The 17,853-nt window shown below is 64.4% G+C and carries 17 protein-coding genes and 1 other RNA gene; 5 read left to right on the top strand and 13 right to left on the bottom strand.

Annotated features, from left to right (window positions below; genetic code table 11):
• Nucleotides 1-30: 30 nt before the first annotated feature.
• The 5 genes from ruvB to ruvC all read right to left on the bottom strand — a co-directional run bounded on the left by ruvB (nt 31) and on the right by ruvC (nt 3,333).
• Entirely contained in the window at nt 31-1,065 is a 1,035-nt protein-coding gene (ruvB, locus tag CH339_RS03475) for a Holliday junction branch migration DNA helicase RuvB (protein WP_111432891.1), read from the bottom strand.
• A gap of 66 nt (nt 1,066-1,131) precedes the next feature.
• On the bottom strand, nt 1,132-1,722 hold the full coding sequence (locus CH339_RS03470) for a DUF6680 family protein (RefSeq protein WP_146610105.1): 591 nt from the start codon (nt 1,720-1,722) through the stop codon (nt 1,132-1,134).
• Nucleotides 1,719-2,201 carry a GNAT family N-acetyltransferase gene (locus CH339_RS03465; protein WP_201240917.1) on the bottom strand — a complete coding sequence of 161 codons (483 nt, stop codon included), beginning with the start codon at nt 2,199-2,201 and terminating at the stop codon, nt 1,719-1,721. The genes CH339_RS03470 and CH339_RS03465 overlap by 4 nt, the downstream gene beginning before the upstream one ends.
• Nucleotides 2,198-2,815 carry a Holliday junction branch migration protein RuvA gene (gene ruvA / locus CH339_RS03460; RefSeq protein ID WP_111432889.1) on the bottom strand — a complete coding sequence of 206 codons (618 nt, stop codon included), beginning with the start codon at nt 2,813-2,815 and terminating at the stop codon, nt 2,198-2,200. Before ruvA ends, CH339_RS03465 begins: the two co-directional genes overlap by 4 nt.
• On the bottom strand, nt 2,812-3,333 hold the full coding sequence (ruvC, locus tag CH339_RS03455) for a crossover junction endodeoxyribonuclease RuvC (protein ID WP_111432888.1): 522 nt from the start codon (nt 3,331-3,333) through the stop codon (nt 2,812-2,814). Before ruvC ends, ruvA begins: the two co-directional genes overlap by 4 nt.
• Nucleotides 3,334-3,590: 257 nt before the next feature.
• On the opposite strand from ruvC, the gene CH339_RS03450 reads away from it, so the two are divergent.
• Entirely contained in the window at nt 3,591-5,300 is a 1,710-nt protein-coding gene (locus CH339_RS03450) for a calcium-binding protein (RefSeq protein WP_111432887.1), read from the top strand.
• A gap of 265 nt (nt 5,301-5,565) precedes the next feature.
• Nucleotides 5,566-6,291 (top strand): sulfite exporter TauE/SafE family protein, encoded by a 726-nt coding sequence (locus tag CH339_RS03445; RefSeq protein ID WP_170138386.1) that lies wholly within the window; start codon nt 5,566-5,568, stop codon nt 6,289-6,291.
• A 408-nt stretch (nt 6,292-6,699) separates the two neighbouring features.
• On the opposite strand, the gene CH339_RS03440 is transcribed toward CH339_RS03445, so the two are convergent.
• The 8 genes from CH339_RS03440 to CH339_RS03405 all read right to left on the bottom strand — a co-directional run bounded on the left by CH339_RS03440 (nt 6,700) and on the right by CH339_RS03405 (nt 12,997).
• Nucleotides 6,700-7,449, bottom strand: a complete 750-nt coding sequence (locus tag CH339_RS03440) for a YebC/PmpR family DNA-binding transcriptional regulator (RefSeq protein ID WP_111432885.1) — start codon at nt 7,447-7,449, stop codon at nt 6,700-6,702.
• Nucleotides 7,450-7,610: 161 nt separating this feature from the next.
• Nucleotides 7,611-8,564, bottom strand: a complete 954-nt coding sequence (locus tag CH339_RS03435; protein WP_170138385.1) for an MBL fold metallo-hydrolase — start codon at nt 8,562-8,564, stop codon at nt 7,611-7,613.
• A gap of 163 nt (nt 8,565-8,727) precedes the next feature.
• Entirely contained in the window at nt 8,728-10,296 is a 1,569-nt protein-coding gene (locus CH339_RS03430) for an alkaline phosphatase D family protein (RefSeq protein ID WP_111432883.1), read from the bottom strand.
• 278 nt (nt 10,297-10,574) lie between these two features.
• A complete protein-coding gene (locus tag CH339_RS03425; RefSeq protein ID WP_111432882.1) occupies nt 10,575-11,393 on the bottom strand; it encodes a TIGR00282 family metallophosphoesterase in 819 nt (272 codons plus the stop codon).
• Nucleotides 11,390-12,007: a 5-formyltetrahydrofolate cyclo-ligase gene (locus CH339_RS03420; protein WP_245408094.1), complete on the bottom strand. Its 618-nt coding sequence runs from the start codon at nt 12,005-12,007 to the stop codon at nt 11,390-11,392. The genes CH339_RS03425 and CH339_RS03420 overlap by 4 nt, the downstream gene beginning before the upstream one ends.
• A gap of 49 nt (nt 12,008-12,056) precedes the next feature.
• Nucleotides 12,057-12,211, bottom strand: a non-coding RNA gene (gene ssrS, locus CH339_RS03415) — 6S RNA.
• 95 nt (nt 12,212-12,306) lie between these two features.
• The gene (locus CH339_RS03410; RefSeq protein ID WP_111432881.1) at nt 12,307-12,681 is read right to left on the bottom strand and encodes a cell division protein ZapA; all 375 of its coding nucleotides are present in this window, start codon (nt 12,679-12,681) and stop codon (nt 12,307-12,309) included.
• A 34-nt stretch (nt 12,682-12,715) separates the two neighbouring features.
• Nucleotides 12,716-12,997, bottom strand: coding sequence for a DUF4164 domain-containing protein (locus CH339_RS03405; protein ID WP_111432880.1), 282 nt, complete (start codon nt 12,995-12,997; stop codon nt 12,716-12,718).
• Between the two features lie 333 nt (nt 12,998-13,330).
• On the opposite strand from CH339_RS03405, the gene tkt reads away from it, so the two are divergent.
• From tkt to CH339_RS03390, 3 genes are all read left to right on the top strand, one after another.
• Entirely contained in the window at nt 13,331-15,325 is a 1,995-nt protein-coding gene (gene tkt, locus CH339_RS03400; protein WP_111432879.1) for a transketolase, read from the top strand.
• A gap of 107 nt (nt 15,326-15,432) precedes the next feature.
• Complete coding sequence (gap, locus tag CH339_RS03395; RefSeq protein ID WP_111432878.1) at nt 15,433-16,440, top strand: type I glyceraldehyde-3-phosphate dehydrogenase; 1,008 nt, start codon at nt 15,433-15,435, stop codon at nt 16,438-16,440.
• A gap of 170 nt (nt 16,441-16,610) precedes the next feature.
• The gene (locus tag CH339_RS03390; protein WP_111432877.1) at nt 16,611-17,804 is read left to right on the top strand and encodes a phosphoglycerate kinase; all 1,194 of its coding nucleotides are present in this window, start codon (nt 16,611-16,613) and stop codon (nt 17,802-17,804) included.
• The last annotated feature ends 49 nt before the right edge of the window (nt 17,805-17,853 follow it).

The raw sequence follows: 17,853 nt of genomic DNA, 5'->3' as shown, positions 1-17,853 counted from the left end.
AAAGGTTGCCGCCGACAAAAAACGGAGAGGCTACTCGTCCTCGGTGAAGAGGCCCATCTGCGCGGCGATCGGCGGAGGTGCGGCAAGGCCGAGATGCTTGAAGGCGTGCGGGGTAAGAATACGGCCGCGCGGCGTGCGCTGGACAAAACCCTTCTGGATCAGGAACGGCTCGACGATCTCCTCGATGGCATCGCGCGGCTCCGACAGCGCCGCGGCGATGGTTTCGATGCCGACCGGACCGCCGCCGAAGCTCATGGCAATCGTCGTCAGGTAGCGCCGGTCGAGGGAATCGAGCCCGGCCGCATCGACCTCAAGCTGCCGGAGCGCCTTGTCGGCGGCGTCCCGGTCGATGGCATCGACACCGGCAACGGTGGCGAAATCGCAGACCCGGCGCAACAGCCGGCCGGCGATGCGCGGCGTGCCGCGGGCGCGCCGGGCGATCTCGTTGGCGCCCTCCTCGGTGATGCCGGTCGCCATGATCCGCGCACCGCGCTTGACGATCAGTTCCAGCTCATCCACCGAATAGAAGTCGAGCCGCACCGGAATGCCGAAACGGTCGCGCAGCGGCGTCGTCAAAAGCCCGAGCCGCGTCGTCGCGCCGACCAGCGTGAATTTGGCGAGGTCGATGCGCACGGATCGCGCCGCCGGCCCCTCGCCGATGATCAAATCGAGCTGAAAGTCCTCCATCGCCGGATAGAGGATTTCCTCCACCGCCGGATTGAGCCGGTGGATTTCGTCGATGAAGAGGACGTCCCGCTCTTCCATGTTGGTGAGCAGCGCAGCGAGGTCGCCGGCCTTGGCGATGACCGGTCCGGAAGTGGCGCGGAAATTGACCCCAAGTTCGCGCGAGACGATCTGGGCGAGCGTCGTCTTGCCGAGCCCCGGCGGCCCGACGAAGAGCACGTGGTCGAGGGCCTCGCCACGCCTTCGCGCCGCCTCGATGAAGACCTTGAGGTTGGAGCGCGCCTGGGCCTGGCCGACGAAATCGTCGAGCTGCTGCGGGCGCAGGGTCCGGTCCTCGTCCTCTTCGCGCACCTCGGCCGAGATCATCCGGTCGTCCGTCATAAAATAGATTCCATATCAGGTGGAAAAGTCGAAACTAGGCACCAGTGAATCGAAACGAGAATGAATTTATTGGGTCTGCTCATCAACACCAGAGCTATCGTTCTCGCCGCCAATCAAGACCACAGGCAACAATCGTCGGCCATGCAACAGATCGATGAATGACTTACGCACTATCCTAGCTTCGAGCTGCTCGTCTTCCCATCCTTGCGGAGTGTAGCCACCTTCGAATATTTCAAGTTGCTCGATCTTAAAGCCCATCTCCCTCGCCATTGAATGAAGTGTCTTCGCAAGCAGCGTATGCCTTTCGTTGTTGATTCTTCTCCAGAAGAGATCATCTTTATAGTTTTTTTGCTCAAGTGTATCGCCATCAATATACACTTCGCCGGGATACCTATTGTGCATTGTGCCTAAGTGCTCGAACAATCGTCGCCAAGCGTCGATAATCTGTTTTTTGTCTGCGAACTCGATTTCGATTAGATTGAGCGCACCAACATGTTCCAATGTCATTGGAGTTCGCCGCGTTCTCATCAGCGTACGAAAAACGTTCATCCGTCGTTCGCGTTTTTCTTTTCGATTCTGAAGATGTTGCGCGATAAGGACAGCCGCAAGCGGGCCGATGACGATGCCCGCAATCGTTAGGATTTCAACTAGAGTCATAAATTGAACTCCAACTCGATTTCGTCGCGGATCGGGATGCCGCTTGCCCCGATCGCGGGGATCTCCGGCTTCAGCTTGCGCGCTGCCTCCATCGCGCCCGGATAGACCGCCACGATGCGGAACCCCCGCCGCTGATAAAACCGCAAAGCATGGAGATTGTCATTGGTGGTCACCAGCCAGACCTTTGAGCAGCCCTTTTCCCGGGCCTCGAACAGCACCCGCACGACCAGCGCCTGCCCCGTGCCGCCGCCCTCAAAGACGCTGTTAACGGTGACGATCTGCAGGGCGCCATCGACAATCCGATAGCTAACGAAGCCTTTCAGTGTGCCGTCCCGGTCGACGGCCCGAAAGCCGGAAAGGTCGGCTGCCCCGATGACATCGCTGCGGGCGACGATGGCCGGCGCGCCCCAGTATCTGGTCAGGAAGTCGGCGATCCAGGCGGTATCGGATTCGGGGATCAGGTCGACCGGCGCGGTCACGTCGCCAGTTCCTTCAGCGCCAGCCGGATCAGCGTTTCCGTCGTTGCCTCCTCGCCGGCCTGGCGGGAGGCGGCGTTGACGGCGGCGCTCGCCCTTATCTGCTGGTAGCCGAGATTGACGAGGGCCGAGACCGCATCGGCAACCGGGCGCGGCGCCCGTTTCTCGGCGATGTCGTCGACGAGCCGGATGTGGCCGAGATCGGCGTCGGCATAGCTCGGCGCCTTGTCGCGCAGTTCCGCGGCGATGCGTTCCGCCACCTTTTTGCCGACCCCGGGCGCGCGGGTGATCTGGGCGACGTCCTTGAGCGCGATCGCGGTGGCAAGGTCCGAGGGCTTCATGATGCCGAGCACGGCCAGCGCCACCTTGGCGCCGACCCCCTGCACGGTCATAAGCAGCCGGAACCATTCCCGCTCGGCGTCCGACAGAAAGCCGTAGAGCCGGATCAGGTCGTCGCGCACATAGGTCTCGATGGAGAGCACCGCCGCCTCGCCCGCCGCCGGCAGGGCCTGCAACACCCGCGCCGGGCAATGCACCTCATAGCCGACGCCCTGGACGTCGAGGATGACATAGTCGTCGCCGAAACTATCGACGACGCCCTTCAGCTTGCCGATCATCGCCCGCCTCCCGCGGCCAACGCGATGCGCGCGCTCGCCGAGCCGCGATGGTGCGCATGGCAGAGCGCGATGGCCAGCGCGTCGGCCGCGTCGTCGCTGTCGAAGGTGGCCTTCGGCAAGAGCACTTTCACCATCACCCGGATCTGTCCCTTGTCGGCATGGCCGGCGCCGACGATCGCCTTCTTCACGGCGTTCGGCGCATATTCGGCAACGCTGAGCCCCATGCGGCCGGGAACGAGGAGCGCAATGCCGCGCGCCTGGCCGAGTTTCAGGGTCGCCTTGGCGTCGCGGTTGACGAAGGTCGCTTCCACCGCCGCCTCGTCCGGCCGTGCCTCGGCGACGACGGCATCGAGCGCATCGTGCAGCGCCACCAGCCGCTCCGCCAGCGTGCCCTCGACCGGCGGATGCACTGTGCCGGAGGCAACGAAGCCGACATTGTTGCCAGTGACCTCGATGACGCCCCAGCCCGTGTGCCGGAGGCCCGGATCGATGCCGATGATTCGAATCGCCTTTTCCATGGGAGGATTTTTAGCGCGTTGCCGGCACAAAAAGGTAGGCCGGCATTTGACGGTATCGCGCTAACCAGCCGTTAACGTTTTCACACGGCGCGCAAAAACGCCGCAGGACGCGTGGAGCGGTGTTTATACAACTGTAATCGGCCTCGACATACCCTGTCGCCAACGGTGATTCGCGCCCAATCCTCGCGCCATTTCAACCAAACTGCATCGAACCCTATCGTTATTTTGCCGATCGATGCCCGAAGGAGCTCATCATCATGGCAAGCAATTCATATGACAATCTGATCGTCGGCACCGCCGGAAATGACAAACTGAGTTTCAGCGGCAACCGGAACCGGGTTTTTGGCCTGGATGGGGATGATACCATCTCATCTCCACTAGAAATGGGAACCGGGAATACGCTAAACGGCGGCCAAGGCGATGATAGACTCTCAATGCACGAGGGACATTATAACATATTGATCGGCGGCGCCGGCGACGACAACCTATCAATACACAAAGGCCAAGAAAATGTGCTGAGCGCCGGCGACGGAAACGATTTCTTGTCAAACTATGGCGGTCAAAACAACGTTTTGAATGGCGGCATCGGAAATGATCACATATTAAACTATAATGGAAACAACAATAGATTAATCGGCGGCGAGGGGAACGATACAATATTCGGCCACGGCGCTAATGATATTTCAGAATATTCAGGAAATAGAGATGATTATTTGATTATCGACAAGGGGCTCGGTTGGATCGAAGTTGTTGATCAACGCACCGGTCAGACGGATGGTCGTGATCTCCTTCATCAGGTCGAAAAGCTCGCTTTCCAAGATGGCACGCTCTCAGTTCATGAAATCGAATTCGACATAACCACAGGCTTTGACGAGCAACTTTACGAGGGCACTGCCCGAAACCCCGCGACATTGATCTTTGGCGGCCGTGGCGGTGCCGTATTCGGTGACGGAGCCGATGAGTATTGTGTGGTCCAGAACGGCAACGACTCAACGCTGAGTGGCGGTCAAGGATATGACCGCTTCGACGTCATAAATTCATTCAACAGCCAATTGAATGGGGGGCAAGGGAATGATTTGTTGATGGTTCTTAGCGGCAGTAAAAACACATTGGAAGGGGGAGCGAACAACGATCATCTTCTTACGCAGTCCGGAGCCGAAGACAATCTGCTCATTGGCGGCGGGGGAAACGACACCCTACTTGGCCATGGCAGGGACGATACGGCACAATACTCGGGGAACCAGGACGACTACAAAATCATTTGGAGTAGTGACGGTAACCTCAAAATCATTGACGAACGCGACGCACCGGAAGACGGCGTCGACGAACTGCAGGGCATAGAAAAACTAGCTTTTGCTGACGGAACCGTATGGGTCAGCAGTCTTAGTTTCGACCAGGTTGACGGCACGGCAGGGAGTCAAAAACTCGCCGGCGGAGCCGGTGACCAGACGATTTTCGGAAAAGCCGGCAATGACACACTCGCCGGAAACGCCGGACGAGACGAAATCTTCGGCGGCAGGGGCAACGACAATTTGTTCGGCGGCTCCGGCAGGGACGAGCTGTTCGGTGGCAAGGGCAGCGACAGCGTGCTTGGCGGCACCGGCAAGGACCTGCTGTTCGGCGCCCAGGGAAAGGACACGCTTGCCGGCCAGGACGGCCGTGACAAGATTTACGGAGGTGCCGGCGACGATCGCCTGTTCGGTGGCGATGGAAAGGACGCACTTTTCGGCGGAAGCAACGATGATTTTCTGTCCGGCGGGATCGGCGATGATCGCCTGGTGGGCGGCAGAGGCAACGACACAGCGGTCTATGCCGGCGGCAAAGGCCGCTACGAGATTACCGAGACCAACAGTGGAAATATCAAGATTACCGACCACCAAGGTCACTTTGGAACCGATATCCTGAGTAGTATCGAGCAGATCAGTTTCGGCGGAAAGGTGTTTGACCTCGACGACCTGCTGAGTTGATCGAGCGGCGATGCGAAAGGGTGGCTTGCGACGCCGCGAGGTCGATGCGGGTGCAGGCGTGCAGATGCTCTCCGCGAAAGCACTGGAGCCGACGGCTGGCGGCGAACGTTTTGAAACGCTGCTTCAGTCGTTGGCCGGGCTGACGGACCCTACCCATATGCGTTGACATGCCGCGCCCGACCCGGAATTGTGCGCCGGTCCCGCCTTTCCCGTTCCGGCACCCGCAAACATGTTGTCCTGGACCGCACTGATCACCGAGCCGGCGATGCTCGCACTCGTTGGCATTGCCTTCGTCACCGCGCTGGTGCGCGGTTTTTCCGGCTTCGGCGCGGGCATGCTGTTCATGCCGCTGGCCGGCGCCCTGTTCGATCCCAAGCTCGCCATCGTCATGATCTGGATGATCGACAGCGTGCCGGCCTTCCCGATCCTGTTTCCGGCCCTGAAGAAATGCGTCTGGCGCGAGATCGTGCCGATGGCGATTGCCGCCTTCGTCGGCGTGCCGATCGGCATGTACCTGTTGAAGACCGCCGATCCGGTGCCGGTGCGCTGGACCATCAGCCTGTTGACCCTGGTGCTTGCCGCCATCCTCTGGTCCGGCTGGCGCTACCGGGTCCGGCCGAACATGCCGACGACGCTCGGCGTCGGCTTTTCCTCCGGCTTCCTCGGCGGGTTTGCCGCCATCCCCGGTCCTCCGGTGCTGATGTTCTGGATGAGCGGGCCGGCCTCTGCGGCGGTCGCCCGCGCCAATATCATCGCCTATTTCGGCATCCTGATGGTGCTGAGCGGCGCCAATCTCTTCGCGCAAGGCTTCATCACCATGGAAAGCCTGCAAAGATCGCTGATCCTCGCCCCGGTCTACCTCGCCGGCGTCCTCATCGGCAACCGCATGTTCGGCTTCGCCAGCGAGGCCACCTTCCGGCGCATCGCCTACGCGCTGATCATCGTCTTCGCGCTGCTCGGCCTGCCGGTGCTGGACAGCGTGCTGGGGTAGACATCAGGGGGCACTCGACAGAAAGCAAGTAGCCGGCCCATACTCTCCCCGTCACCCTGGGCCCATTGCCCCTGTCAACGCGGTAGTCCGTAGCCGGCGTTTGCTGGATCGCCGCGTCGGCCTTCCGGCCTCCTCGCGATGACGTTGAAAATACGAAAACTCGCCGAATTCCGTCATTGCGAGCGCAGCGAAGCAATCCAGAAACGGCCTTCGCTACCAGCGCCGACATACCGTATCGCGACGGGCAATGGATCCCGGCGCAAGGCCGGGACGCCGACGGAGGGTACGGTCCGCCCGGTGCACAAAACGCACCGAATTGCACCCCTAGCCCGAAGGGCTCGCAAGCCCGAACGGGCGCCGGCGCCGATGCGCCGAAAAGCCTGCGTGGCGCCTGAACGCCAAACTCACTCAAGCCGCCGCGATCTTCTCCATCACCTCGTCGGAGATGTCGTAGTTGGCATAGACGTTCTGGACGTCGTCGTCGTCCTCCAGCGCGCCGATCATCTTCATCAGCGTCGCCGCCTTTTCCTCATCGACCGGGGAAAGAGTCTGCGGCTTCCAGATGGCGTTGACCGATTCCGCCTCGCCGAGGGAATCGGCAAGGGCGGAGGAGACGTCGCCGAGGTCCTCGAAGGCGCAGGTGATGACGTGGCTTTCCTCGTCGGACTGCACGTCCTCGGCGCCGGCCTCGATGGCAGCGTCCAGGACGGTTTCCGCATCGCCCGCGGACGCCGGATAGACGATCTCGCCGACCCGGTCGAACATGAAGGAGACCGAGCCGGTCTCGCCCATCGCCCCGCCGTTCTTGGCGAAGCACGCGCGCACATTGCCAGCGGTGCGGTTGCGGTTGTCGGTCAGCGCTTCGACGAGCACGGCAACGCCGCCGGGGCCGTAGCCCTCGTAGCGGATTTCCTCATAGGTCTCCGCGTCGCCGCCTTCGGCCTTCTTGATCGCCCGCTCGATATTGTCCTTCGGCATCGACTGGGCGCGCGCGTTCTGGATCGCCAGGCGCAGCCGCGGATTGCCGTCGGCATCCGGGCCGCCGACCTTGGCCGCCACCGTGATCTCCTTGGACAGCTTGGAGAACTGCTTGGAGCGCTTGGCGTCCTGCGCTCCCTTGCGATACATGATGTTCTTGAATTTTGAATGTCCGGCCATGGCTCGTCTCTGTCGTTGCGTGCCGCTGGATACGTGGGCGAGAGGCGGCGGCGGGGGAGCCCCCGCGCGCGCCACGCGGCACGGGCGCGGCTGGTCGTTGGAAATTTCGGCTGCTTATATCAAAAGAGACGGCGAAATCCAGCCGGGCTTGCGCGTTCCGCCTACTCGAACTCCATCTCCATGAAGACGGCCTGGGCATTGCGCCGCGACAGGGTCTCGAAATTCGGCAGCGCGGCGAACGCCGACTGATCGATGTCGGCGGCCTCCGTCATGTCGCCGCCGCGCTCCAGCACCGCACCGACCTCGGACCGCAGATTGACCAGAACGTCGAAGGTCTGGGCAATTCCCGCCGACAGCGGCGCCGGCCGGCCATGGCCGGGAACGACGATTGCCGGGTCCAGCACTTCCAGCGCCTTGAAGGCGGCGATCCAGCCGGCACTGTTGGAGTAAGGCAGGACGCCGAGCATGCGGTCGAGGAAGACCACGTCGCCGGCAAAGGCGATGCGCTCCTTCGGCAGCCAGACGATGGTGTCGCCGGGCGTGTGTGCCGGGCCGGCCATCTTCAGCACCAACTTGGTGCCGCCGACCTCAAGCTCCAACGCGCTCTCGAAGGTCCGTTCGGCCGGCACGGCCTCGGTCCCGGCGAGCGCTTCTTCGCCGATGAGGTTGGTGAGCATGAAGAACTGCTCGTCCGCGCGGGCGGTCTGGTCCCGGACCGCGGCATCGGCCGCAATGATCTCCGCGCCCTTCGACTTGAAATAGGCATTGCCGAGCCAGCGATGATCCTGGCCGCCGGTGTTGATGACCGTGACGACCGGCTTGTCGGTGATCGTTTGAAGGGTCTCTGCGATCATCGCCGCACCCCTGGCGCTGCCGCCAGAGTCTATCAGTACCACGCCAGCATCGGTCACGACGACGCCGAAGGTGGCGTTGTTGCCGAGATTGTCGGCGCTCCTCTGGCCGAGCGGGCCGACCAGCGCATAGACGTTATCTGCGACCGGAACAACCTCGAGAACGCCGGCACGGGCCGGCAGGATGGCGAGGACAACAAGGGCAGCGGCGAGAAGGCCGGCGGCGCGAAAACGGCGCGACCATCCGTGAGCAAGACTGTGCATGGGGATTCCGGTTGGTTTTTCGGTTCTGTCGCGGGCGACCATGCCCCATCGCACAAAATTATTCAAATTACCGAATATAATGATTTGGAAAAGAAAATGGCGGGCCACAGGGTCCGCCACCAGAAGCTTTGAAAAACGCCGGCGCTTGAACGCCAAACCGAAGTTACGCGTTTTTCGCCGGATCGAGGGTGACCTTGTAGAGCTCGTTGTCGCCGCGATCCATCAGCCGGACGGTCATCTGTTCGGTCGAGCCGTCGATGTCGACGAGACCGAAGAACTGCAGGCCCATGGACGGCGGCAGGTTGGCGCCCTGCTCCTCGGTCGGCGCCTTGATGAACTTCAGTTCCGGACCGAAGGTCATGTCGAGGTCGTTGGGGCCGAAGGTGCCGGCGTGGATCGGGCCGGAGACGAACTCCCAGAACGGCTCGAAGTCCTGGAACTGGGCCTTGTCCGGATTGTAGTAGTGGGCCGCCGTGTAGTGGACGTCGGCGGTGAACCAGACCGTGTTGGTGATGCCGGCCGTCTTGATGAAGGAGAGCAGCTCGGCGAATTCCAGCTCGCGGCCCTTCGGCGCGCCGTTGTCGCCATTGGCGACGGCTTCGGCGCCGGCCTGTTCCTTCCAGTTGTCCCAGACGATGAGGCCGATCGGCATGTCGCAGGCGATCACCTTCCAGGTCGCGGTCGACTTGGACAGGGCGTCCTTCAGCCAGGCCATCTGTTCGGCGCCGAGGATGCGCGCTTCCGGCGACAGCTCGGTCTCCATCGACGGGCCGTTCGGGCCGCGATAGGAGCGCAAATCGAGGAAGAACACGTCGAGCAGCGGGCCGTAGGCGATCTTGCGGTAGACCCGGCCCGGTTCCGCCGGGGTGAAGCGGATCGGCATCATCTCGTGGAAGGCGCGGGCCGAACGCGAGCGCAGCACGTGGATCGACTTCTCGGTGTAGCGATCGTCGTTGGAGAGGTCCTTGGAACTCGACCAGTTGTTGACCACCTCGTGGTCGTCCCACTGGAAGAAGGTCGGGCAGACGGCGTTCATCTCCCGCACATGCGTGTCGAGGAGGTTGTACTTCCAGTTGCCCCGGAACTCGTCGAGCGTCTCCGCGACCTTGCGCTTTTCATCGACCAGCACCTTGTTGACCCACTTGGTGCCGTCCTTGAGGTCGACCTCGTCTTTCATCACGCCGTCGGCGTAGATGGTGTCGCCGGAATGGATGAAGAAGTCCGGCGTGTGCTTCGCCATGGTGCCGTAGGCCAGCATGCCGACCTCGTCGATGCCCCAGCCCTGGCCGGCGGTGTCGCCCGACCAGGCAAAGCGCACATTGCGCTTCTCGCGCGGCGCGGTGCGGAAGCGGCCGACGATCGGCTCGGAGACCGCATTGGTATCGGCAAGGTCGACCGCGGTCATGCGGTAAAAAATGTCCTGGTCGGAGGCGAGGTCCGTCAGCAGGCGCTTGACGGCAAGGTCGTTGGCCGGAACGGCGTCGAGGCTGGCAAGCTGGCGCGCATCGGCAAAGCTCTCGGTCGTCGCCACCTCGAAGCGGACGCTCGACGGCCTGTCGGTCCGGGTCCAGATCACGCCGGAATTGGTGTCGACGTCGCCGGACTGGACGCCGTGGGTGAAGACGGGCCGCGCGTTGGCGCGCGAATAGAACGGCATGGCAAGGCCGGAACCGGCCACCAGCCCGGCCGCGCCGGCGGAGGCCAGAAAGCCGCGGCGGCTCAGCTTGAGCATCTGAGTCATTGGAGATCCCCTTGTGCGAAAATTTGCTGCGGCTCGGATGACGACCGCCAAGGGGAAGCCTGACGCCGTTCGGTGACAGCGTTTTGTCTATTCCATTATGGTTATGTGAAAGAGAGGATATCGCTCCCGACGGGAAGCCCCTTCAAGATTTTATCATTTGAAAACAACTGATTGGCTGGGAATTGGCGAGCCCCGCAAGGGCGCGGAACGCCGAATGTGACAGCCCCGTCGCGGCACCGTCACGAAAGCGCCCGCAATGGTCGAGCGCCCTACCAGAAGGAGGGCACGGTCTCTTCCAGCCGCCCGCCGAGCCGGAGCGGCGCGACCGCCGTCGCCAGCCCCGTGTCGTCATCGACCTCCACCGCCACACCGGACAGCGTCGCCCGCCCCAGCGCCGGCGAGAACCGCGCTTGCGGGATCTTCTTGGTGAAGCGCTGGATCGGTTCGTCCTTGTCCATGCCGACGACGGAATCGTAGTCGCCGCACATGCCGGCATCGGTCATCAGCGCGGTGCCGCCCGGCAGAATCTGGTGGTCGGCGGTCGGCACATGGGTGTGGGTGCCGACGACGAGGCTCGCCCTGCCGTCGACGAAATGGGCCATCGCCTGCTTCTCGCTGGTCGCCTCGGCATGGATGTCGATGACGACGGCATCGACGTGCTCGCCGAGGCTGCAGGCGGAAAGCTCGCGCTCCATGGCCGCGAACGGATCGTCGAGCTGGTTCATGAACACCTGGCCCATGGCGTTCATGACGAGCACGCGGGCGCCGTTGCGGGCGGTATAGACGCCGGCGCCGCGCCCGGGCGTTCCGGCCGGATAGTTGACGGGGCGCAGCAGCCGGTCCTCGCGGGCGATGAAGACGAGCGCCTCGCGCTGGTCCCAGACATGGTTGCCGGTGGTGATGACGTCGGCCCCGGCGTCGAGGAACCCGCGGGCGATGTCCTCGGTGATGCCGAAGCCGCCGGCGGCGTTCTCGCCGTTGACGACGACGAAATCGAGCTCGTAGCGGTCGACGAGGCCGGGCAGCCGGTCGAGAACGGCAGCGCGGCCGGCGCGGCCGACGACGTCGCCCAAAAACAAGAGCCTCATATCGCGCCCTCCGTGTCGGGTCTCAGTTCCGTGCCGGCGTCGGTGAAGACCATGGCAAGCGGCCGGTCGTGCGGCTCGGCCGGAACGTCCTCCACCCGCTGGCACGCATAGGCGACGCCGACAAGCAGCGGCTGGTGATTTTCCGCCTCCATCGCCGCGATCGCCCGGTCGTAATAGCCGGCACCGTAGCCGATTCTGTTGAAAGCGCCGTCATAGGCGGCAAGCGGCACCAGCATGATGTCCGGGCGCACCGGTTCCGCCTCCGGCCGCGGCTCCATCAGCCCGAACCGCGCCGGCACGAGCGCATCCGGATCGCCGGTCCAGGCCCGAAAGACCAGCGTTTGGGCATCCAGCACCACCGGCAGGCAGAGCCTTGCGCCCTCGCCCGCCAGATGCGCCATCAGCGGCAGCGGATCGATCTCGCCGCGAATCGGCCAGAAGCCGGAGACGGCGCGGCCCGAGACCAGGCCGAGCATGCCGGCTTGGGCGACGAGGGCCACGGCCGCCGCGGTCTGCGCCTCGGTCCCGATGTCCGCCCGCCGCGCCAGCACGTCGGCGCGGATCCGGGCCTTCTGCTGCTGCGGGGTCTCGGTCATGGCAACGGCAAGTTTCAAGGGAATCGGGCTTCAAGGGAATTGACGGACCGCCGGGGTCCGGTGAAGAGGTGAAGCCGCACGGCCGTTGGAGAATGCGATCCCGGGTACCTACATCGTAGGTGGGCGCCGTTTGAAAGAACCCACGGGTTCAACCAGGGACAGCTCCCTTCAGGATCAATAAGGCCCCGGGGAAAAGACTCCTGACGCACCGCGCAGCAACACCGAAGACGAGATATAGGACCCGCTCCCGGCAAAAGCCAGAGGCCGGCGATGCGCTCTTTGCGACGGGTGCCTCGCGTCGCAGCGATCGGCCCGCCTCAGCGCCCGGCGCCGTTCGGCCGGTCCAGCGTTTTCGCCAGGTCCTCGATGCGCGCCGCCGCCGCGTTGAGCTTTTCCGCAAATGCCTGCTCGGAGCTTTCGCTGCGCTCCAGGAGCGCCTTGCGGCTCTCGCGCAGCGATTCCAGCTCGGCCTCCAGGCCCTTCATCTGCTGCTCGACGGTGGCCAGCATGTCGACGGCCATGATCCCGGCCATCACCGACAGGCGCTGGTCGCCGATTTCCCCGAAGGCCGTCTTCAACTCGCCGATATAGCCGTCGAAGCGGCGGGCGAGCGCGAACAGCCGCTCCTCCTCGCCGTCGTCGCACGCCATCCGGTACTGCCGGCCGTTGATCGTTACGCTGACCTGCGCCATCCGCTGTCCTAACGCCCCCGGATCGCCGGGTCCCCTAACCGCCGTGATCGTTCAGCACCGCGCGGATCGTCTCCATCGCCGAGACCAGCCGCCGCGACACCTCGCGATTGGTATCCTCCAGCCGGTCGGCCCGGGCCAGCGCCGAATCGAGATCCTGCGCCAGCTTCGACCGGTCCTCGCCGAGCCGCTGCAGCTCGTCCTCCGCCGTGGCAAAGCGCTCGCCGGCCTCCACATGCCGGTGCACGGCGGCCTCGAGCTGGCTCAACGCCGTATCGAGCCGCCCCATCACGGTCTTCACGTTCGGGGTGTCCGCCATGCCCGTGTCCGCCAAAACCAACCCTGGCCCATGCCTGTCGCGTTCGGTCGTTCCACCCTGCGGCGGTGCGCCGGCGATCATCGCGAGAAAAGAAGATGCTCAGTAACTTGCGGCCGGAAGATTAGGCGCCGCGTGAAGTCACCGTCAATGGTGTGTGGTCACGTTCTTTCGGCACATACCCCGAATACATTGACACAAAACGCCTTCCTGTTATCACTCTGGCCCATTCCCCAAGCGCCCGCAGCCGCAATCGGCGCCCGGCGCCATCACACCGACGGTCCCGGCGCCTCCCGTGAGTCGGGCCTTGCCGCAACGCGATCGAGTGTTCATCACATGACCGACATCTCCAAGCATGACCAGATGGCGAACGCGATTCGCTTTCTCGCAATCGACGCCGTCGAAAAGGCGAATTCAGGCCACCCCGGCCTGCCGATGGGCGCGGCCGACATCGCGACCGTCCTGTTCACGAAATTCCTGAAGTTCGACCCGACCGACCCGCACTGGCCCGACCGCGACCGCTTCGTGCTGTCCGCCGGCCACGGATCGATGCTGCTCTATGCGTCGCTGCACCTGCTCGGCTACGAGGATTTCCCGCTCGAGCAGCTTGAGCAGTTCCGCCAGCTCGGCAGCCGCGCCGCCGGCCATCCGGAGTTCGGCCACGGCGCCGGCATCGAGACCACCACCGGCCCGCTCGGCCAGGGCATCGCCACCGCCGTCGGCATGGCGCTCGCCGAGCGCCTCGCCAATGCCCGCTATGGCGACGACGTGGTCGACCACATGACCTATGTCCTCGCCTCCGACGGCGACCTCATGGAGGGCATCAGCCACGAGGCGATCTCGCTCGCCGGCCACCTGAAGCTCGCCAAGCTGGTGGTGCTCTACGACGACAACGGCATCTCCATCGACGGCCCGCTGTCGCTCGCCGAATCGGGTGACGCCGTCGCCCGCTTCGAGGCCGCCGGCTGGAACGCCACCCGCGTCGACGGCCACGCGCCGGAAGCCATCGCCGCAGCGATCGAGGCCGCCCGCGGCAGCGACCGTCCGACGATGATCGCCTGCCGCACCGAGATCGGTTTCGGCGCCCCGACCAAGGCCGGCACCTCCGGCGTCCACGGCTCCCCGCTCGGCGAGACCGAGGCGGCCGGTGCCCGCGAGAAGCTCGGCTGGACCGGCGGACCGTTCGAGGTCCCGGCCGACATCCGCGACGCCTGGCGCATCGCGGGCCTGCGCTCCGGCCAGGCACGCAAGGAGTGGGCGAAGCGCTTCGAGGCCCTCGACAACGAGACGAGGGCCGAGTTCGAGCGCCGCCTGCGCGGCGACCTGCCGGCCGGCCTCGGCGCGGCGATCACCGCGTTCAAGGCCAAATGCGTCGCCGAAAAGCCGAAAGTGGCGACCCGCAAGGCCTCCCAGAACACCCTCGACGTCATCAACGAGGTGGTGCCGGAGACCATCGGCGGCTCGGCCGACCTCACCGGCTCCAACAACACCCGCTCCGCCGACATGGCGGCGGTCAGCGCCGAGGACTTCTCCGGCCGCTTCATCCATTACGGCATCCGCGAGCACGGCATGGCAGCCGCCATGAACGGCATCGCGCTGCATGGCGGGTTCATCCCCTATTCCGGCACGTTCCTGTGCTTTGCCGACTATTGCCGTCCGGCCATGCGCCTGTCCGCACTGATGGGCCTTCGCGTCATCTACGTCATGACGCACGATTCCATCGGCCTCGGCGAAGACGGCCCGACGCACCAGCCGGTCGAACACCTGGCGAGCCTGCGCGCCATGCCGCACATGCAGGTGTTCCGTCCGGCCGACATCGTGGAGACCGCCGAATGCTGGCAGGCGGCGCTGGAATCGAAGTCCGCGCCGAGCACCCTCGCCCTCACCCGCCAGGGCCTGCCGACCCTGCGCGAGGAAGACGAGGAAACCAACCTGTCGGCCCGCGGCGCCTATGAGCTGCGCTCCTCCGACGAGGACGCCCGGGTCTCCATCTTCGCCTCCGGATCGGAGGTCGAGATCGCCGTCGCCGCCAAGGAGGCCCTCGACGGGGCAGGCATTCCGACGCGCGTCGTTTCGGTCCCCTGTTTTGAGCTTTTCGAGGAGCAGTCTGACGCCTATAAGTCTGAGGTGATCGGCTCTGCCGAAGTCCGCGTCGCCGTGGAAGCCGCAATCCGCATGGGCTGGGACCGGTTTATCGGCGAAAACGGCATCTTCGTCGGCATGAGCGATTTCGGCGCCAGCGCGCCGGCCGACCTGCTCTACGAGCATTTCGGGATTACTGCAGAGAATGTCGTTGCCCGTGTCCGCGAGCGCCTCGAAGCGGCACAGTGACGCAATAGCCCCTAACCGATATTTCCCATAGGGTTTTCCTGAGGGACATATTACCAATCTTGAATGTGACTACGCCTGGTTCGACACCGCGAAGGAGGGACTGTGAAATGGCTGTCAAGGTAGCAATCAACGGTTTTGGCCGCATCGGCCGCAATGTTCTGCGTGCGATCGTGGAAACCGGATGCAAGGACATCGAAGTCGTCGCCATCAACGACCTCGGTCCGGTGGAGACCAACGCGCACCTGCTGCGCTACGATTCGGTTCACGGCCGGTTCTCCGGCACGGTCAAGGTCGACGGCGACACCATCGACTGCGGCACCGGCCCGATCAAGGTCACCGCGATCCGCGACCCCAAGGAACTGCCCTGGGGCGAGATGGGCGTCGACATCTGCTTTGAATGCACCGGCATCTTCACCGCCAAGGAGAAGGCCTCCCTGCACCTTGAGGCCGGCGCCAAGCGCGTGCTGGTCTCCGCCCCGGCGTCCGGCGCCGACAAGACCATCGTCTATGGCGTCAACCACGACACGCTGACCGCCGACGACCTGGTCGTCTCGAACGGCTCGTGCACCACCAACTGCCTGGCGCCCCCGAGCTTCGTGCTGAACAATCTGATCGGCATCGAAAAGGGCTTCATGACGACCATCCACGCCTACACCGGCGACCAGCCGACCCTCGACACCCTGCACAAGGACCTCTACCGGGCCCGCGCTGCGGCGATGTCGATGATCCCGACCTCGACCGGCGCCGCCAAGGCGATCGGCCTCGTCATTCCGGAGCTGAACGGCAAGCTGGACGGCGTCGCCATCCGCGTGCCGACCCCGAACGTGTCGGTCGTCGACCTCGTCTTCAACGCCGGCCGCGAGACCTCGGTCGACGAGATCAACGCCGCCATCCGCGAGGCCGCCGACGGCCCGCTGAAGGGCGTCCTCGCCTATACCGACGAGAAGAACGTGTCGATGGACTTCAACCACGACCCCGCCTCCTCGACCTTCGCCACCGACCAGACCAAGGTCATGGACGGCAAGCTGGTCCGCATCCTGTCCTGGTACGACAACGAGTGGGGCTTCTCCAACCGGATGCTCGACACCGCCGTCGAGATGGGCAAGTACCTGTAAAAACCGCGACCGCCGGGCGGGATCGGCCACTGTCGATCCGCCGGGCCCGTTTCGAACCGTAACCGGCCGCGGCCCGGGATTGCTCCCGTCGCGGCCGTTTTCGTCTCCGTCAGTTCAGCCACGCCAGCGGGCGGCTTTTTCAGCGCCGCCGCGCTCACGGGAGGACCACGATGAGCAAGTTCAACACAATCGACGACCTTGACGTTGCCGGTAAGCGCACCCTGGTGCGCGTCGACCTCAACGTGCCGATGAAGGACGGCAAGGTCACCGACGACACCCGCATCCTCGCCGTTGCCCCGACCATCAAGGAGCTCTCCGACAAGGGAGCGAAGGTTCTGCTTCTGGCCCATTTCGGCCGCCCCAAGGGCGAGAAGAAGCCGGAGATGTCGCTGGAGCCCGTCGCCGGCCCGCTTTCCGAGGCCGTCGGCAAGCCGGTGACGTTCGTCTCCGATTGCATCGGCGACACCGTTGCCGACGCCGTTGCCAAGATGGCCGACGGCGACATCGCGCTGCTTGAGAACACCCGCTACTACAAGGGCGAGGAAAAGAACGAGGAAGACTTCGTCGACGCGCTCGCCGCCAATGGCGACGTCTATGTCAACGACGCCTTTTCCGCCGCCCACCGCGCCCACGGCTCGACCGAGGGCCTGGCCCACAAGATGCCGGCCGCGGCCGGCCGCGCCATGCAGAAGGAACTGGACGCCCTTGAGGCCGCGCTCGGCTCGCCGAAGCGCCCGGTCGTCGCAGTCGTCGGCGGCGCCAAGGTCTCGACCAAGATCGACCTTCTGGAAAACCTCGTCTCCAAGGTCGACGGCCTGGTCATCGGCGGCGGCATGGCCAACACCTTCCTCGCCGCCAAGGGCGTCGACGTCGGCAAGTCGCTGTGCGAGCACGACCTTGCCGAGACCGCACGGCGCATCATGATCGCCGCGGAAGCCGCCGGCTGCGCCATCGTGCTGCCGGAGGACGCGGTCGTCGCCAAGGAATTCGCCGCCGGTGCCGCCAACGAGACGGTCGCGCTCGACGCCATCCCGTCCGACGCCATGATGCTCGACGTCGGCCCGGCCTCGATCAAAGCCGTCACCGCCAAGATCGACGAGGCCGCAACGCTGGTCTGGAACGGCCCGCTCGGCGCCTTCGAGATCCCGCCCTTCGACACCGCCACCGTGGCCGCCGCCAAGCACGCCGCGGAGCGCACCAAGGCCGGCGATCTCCTGTCGGTCGCCGGCGGCGGCGACACCGTCGCAGCCCTCAAGCACGCCGGCGTCAAGGACGACTTCTCCTATGTGTCGGCTGCCGGCGGCGCCTTCCTGGAATGGATGGAAGGCAAGCCCCTGCCGGGCGTGGAGGCCCTGCGCAAGTAGCACGGCCCCGAAGTCGCAAGACGGGTCCGCATGCGCCGCCCGGCGCCAA

Source organism: Rhodobium orientis, assembly GCF_003258835.1.
Classification (GTDB): Bacteria; Pseudomonadota; Alphaproteobacteria; order Rhizobiales; family Rhodobiaceae; genus Rhodobium; species Rhodobium orientis.
This window is presented reverse-complemented; position numbering and strand designations above follow the sequence as displayed.

Coding starts and splice junctions, on each gene's coding strand:
- ruvB (WP_111432891.1), bottom strand. CDS start 1,065: ATGACGGACGACCGGATGATCTCGGCCGAGGTGCGCGAAGAGGACGAG.
- CH339_RS03470 (WP_146610105.1), bottom strand. CDS start 1,722: ATGACTCTAGTTGAAATCCTAACGATTGCGGGCATCGTCATCGGCCCG.
- ruvA (WP_111432889.1), bottom strand. CDS start 2,815: ATGATCGGCAAGCTGAAGGGCGTCGTCGATAGTTTCGGCGACGACTAT.
- ruvC (WP_111432888.1), bottom strand. CDS start 3,333: ATGGAAAAGGCGATTCGAATCATCGGCATCGATCCGGGCCTCCGGCAC.
- CH339_RS03450 (WP_111432887.1), top strand. CDS start 3,591: ATGGCAAGCAATTCATATGACAATCTGATCGTCGGCACCGCCGGAAAT.
- CH339_RS03445 (WP_170138386.1), top strand. CDS start 5,566: ATGCTCGCACTCGTTGGCATTGCCTTCGTCACCGCGCTGGTGCGCGGT.
- CH339_RS03440 (WP_111432885.1), bottom strand. CDS start 7,449: ATGGCCGGACATTCAAAATTCAAGAACATCATGTATCGCAAGGGAGCG.
- CH339_RS03435 (WP_170138385.1), bottom strand. CDS start 8,564: ATGCACAGTCTTGCTCACGGATGGTCGCGCCGTTTTCGCGCCGCCGGC.
- CH339_RS03430 (WP_111432883.1), bottom strand. CDS start 10,296: ATGCTCAAGCTGAGCCGCCGCGGCTTTCTGGCCTCCGCCGGCGCGGCC.
- CH339_RS03425 (WP_111432882.1), bottom strand. CDS start 11,393: ATGAGGCTCTTGTTTTTGGGCGACGTCGTCGGCCGCGCCGGCCGCGCT.
- CH339_RS03410 (WP_111432881.1), bottom strand. CDS start 12,681: ATGGCGCAGGTCAGCGTAACGATCAACGGCCGGCAGTACCGGATGGCG.
- CH339_RS03405 (WP_111432880.1), bottom strand. CDS start 12,997: ATGGCGGACACCCCGAACGTGAAGACCGTGATGGGGCGGCTCGATACG.
- tkt (WP_111432879.1), top strand. CDS start 13,331: ATGACCGACATCTCCAAGCATGACCAGATGGCGAACGCGATTCGCTTT.
- gap (WP_111432878.1), top strand. CDS start 15,433: ATGGCTGTCAAGGTAGCAATCAACGGTTTTGGCCGCATCGGCCGCAAT.
- CH339_RS03390 (WP_111432877.1), top strand. CDS start 16,611: ATGAGCAAGTTCAACACAATCGACGACCTTGACGTTGCCGGTAAGCGC.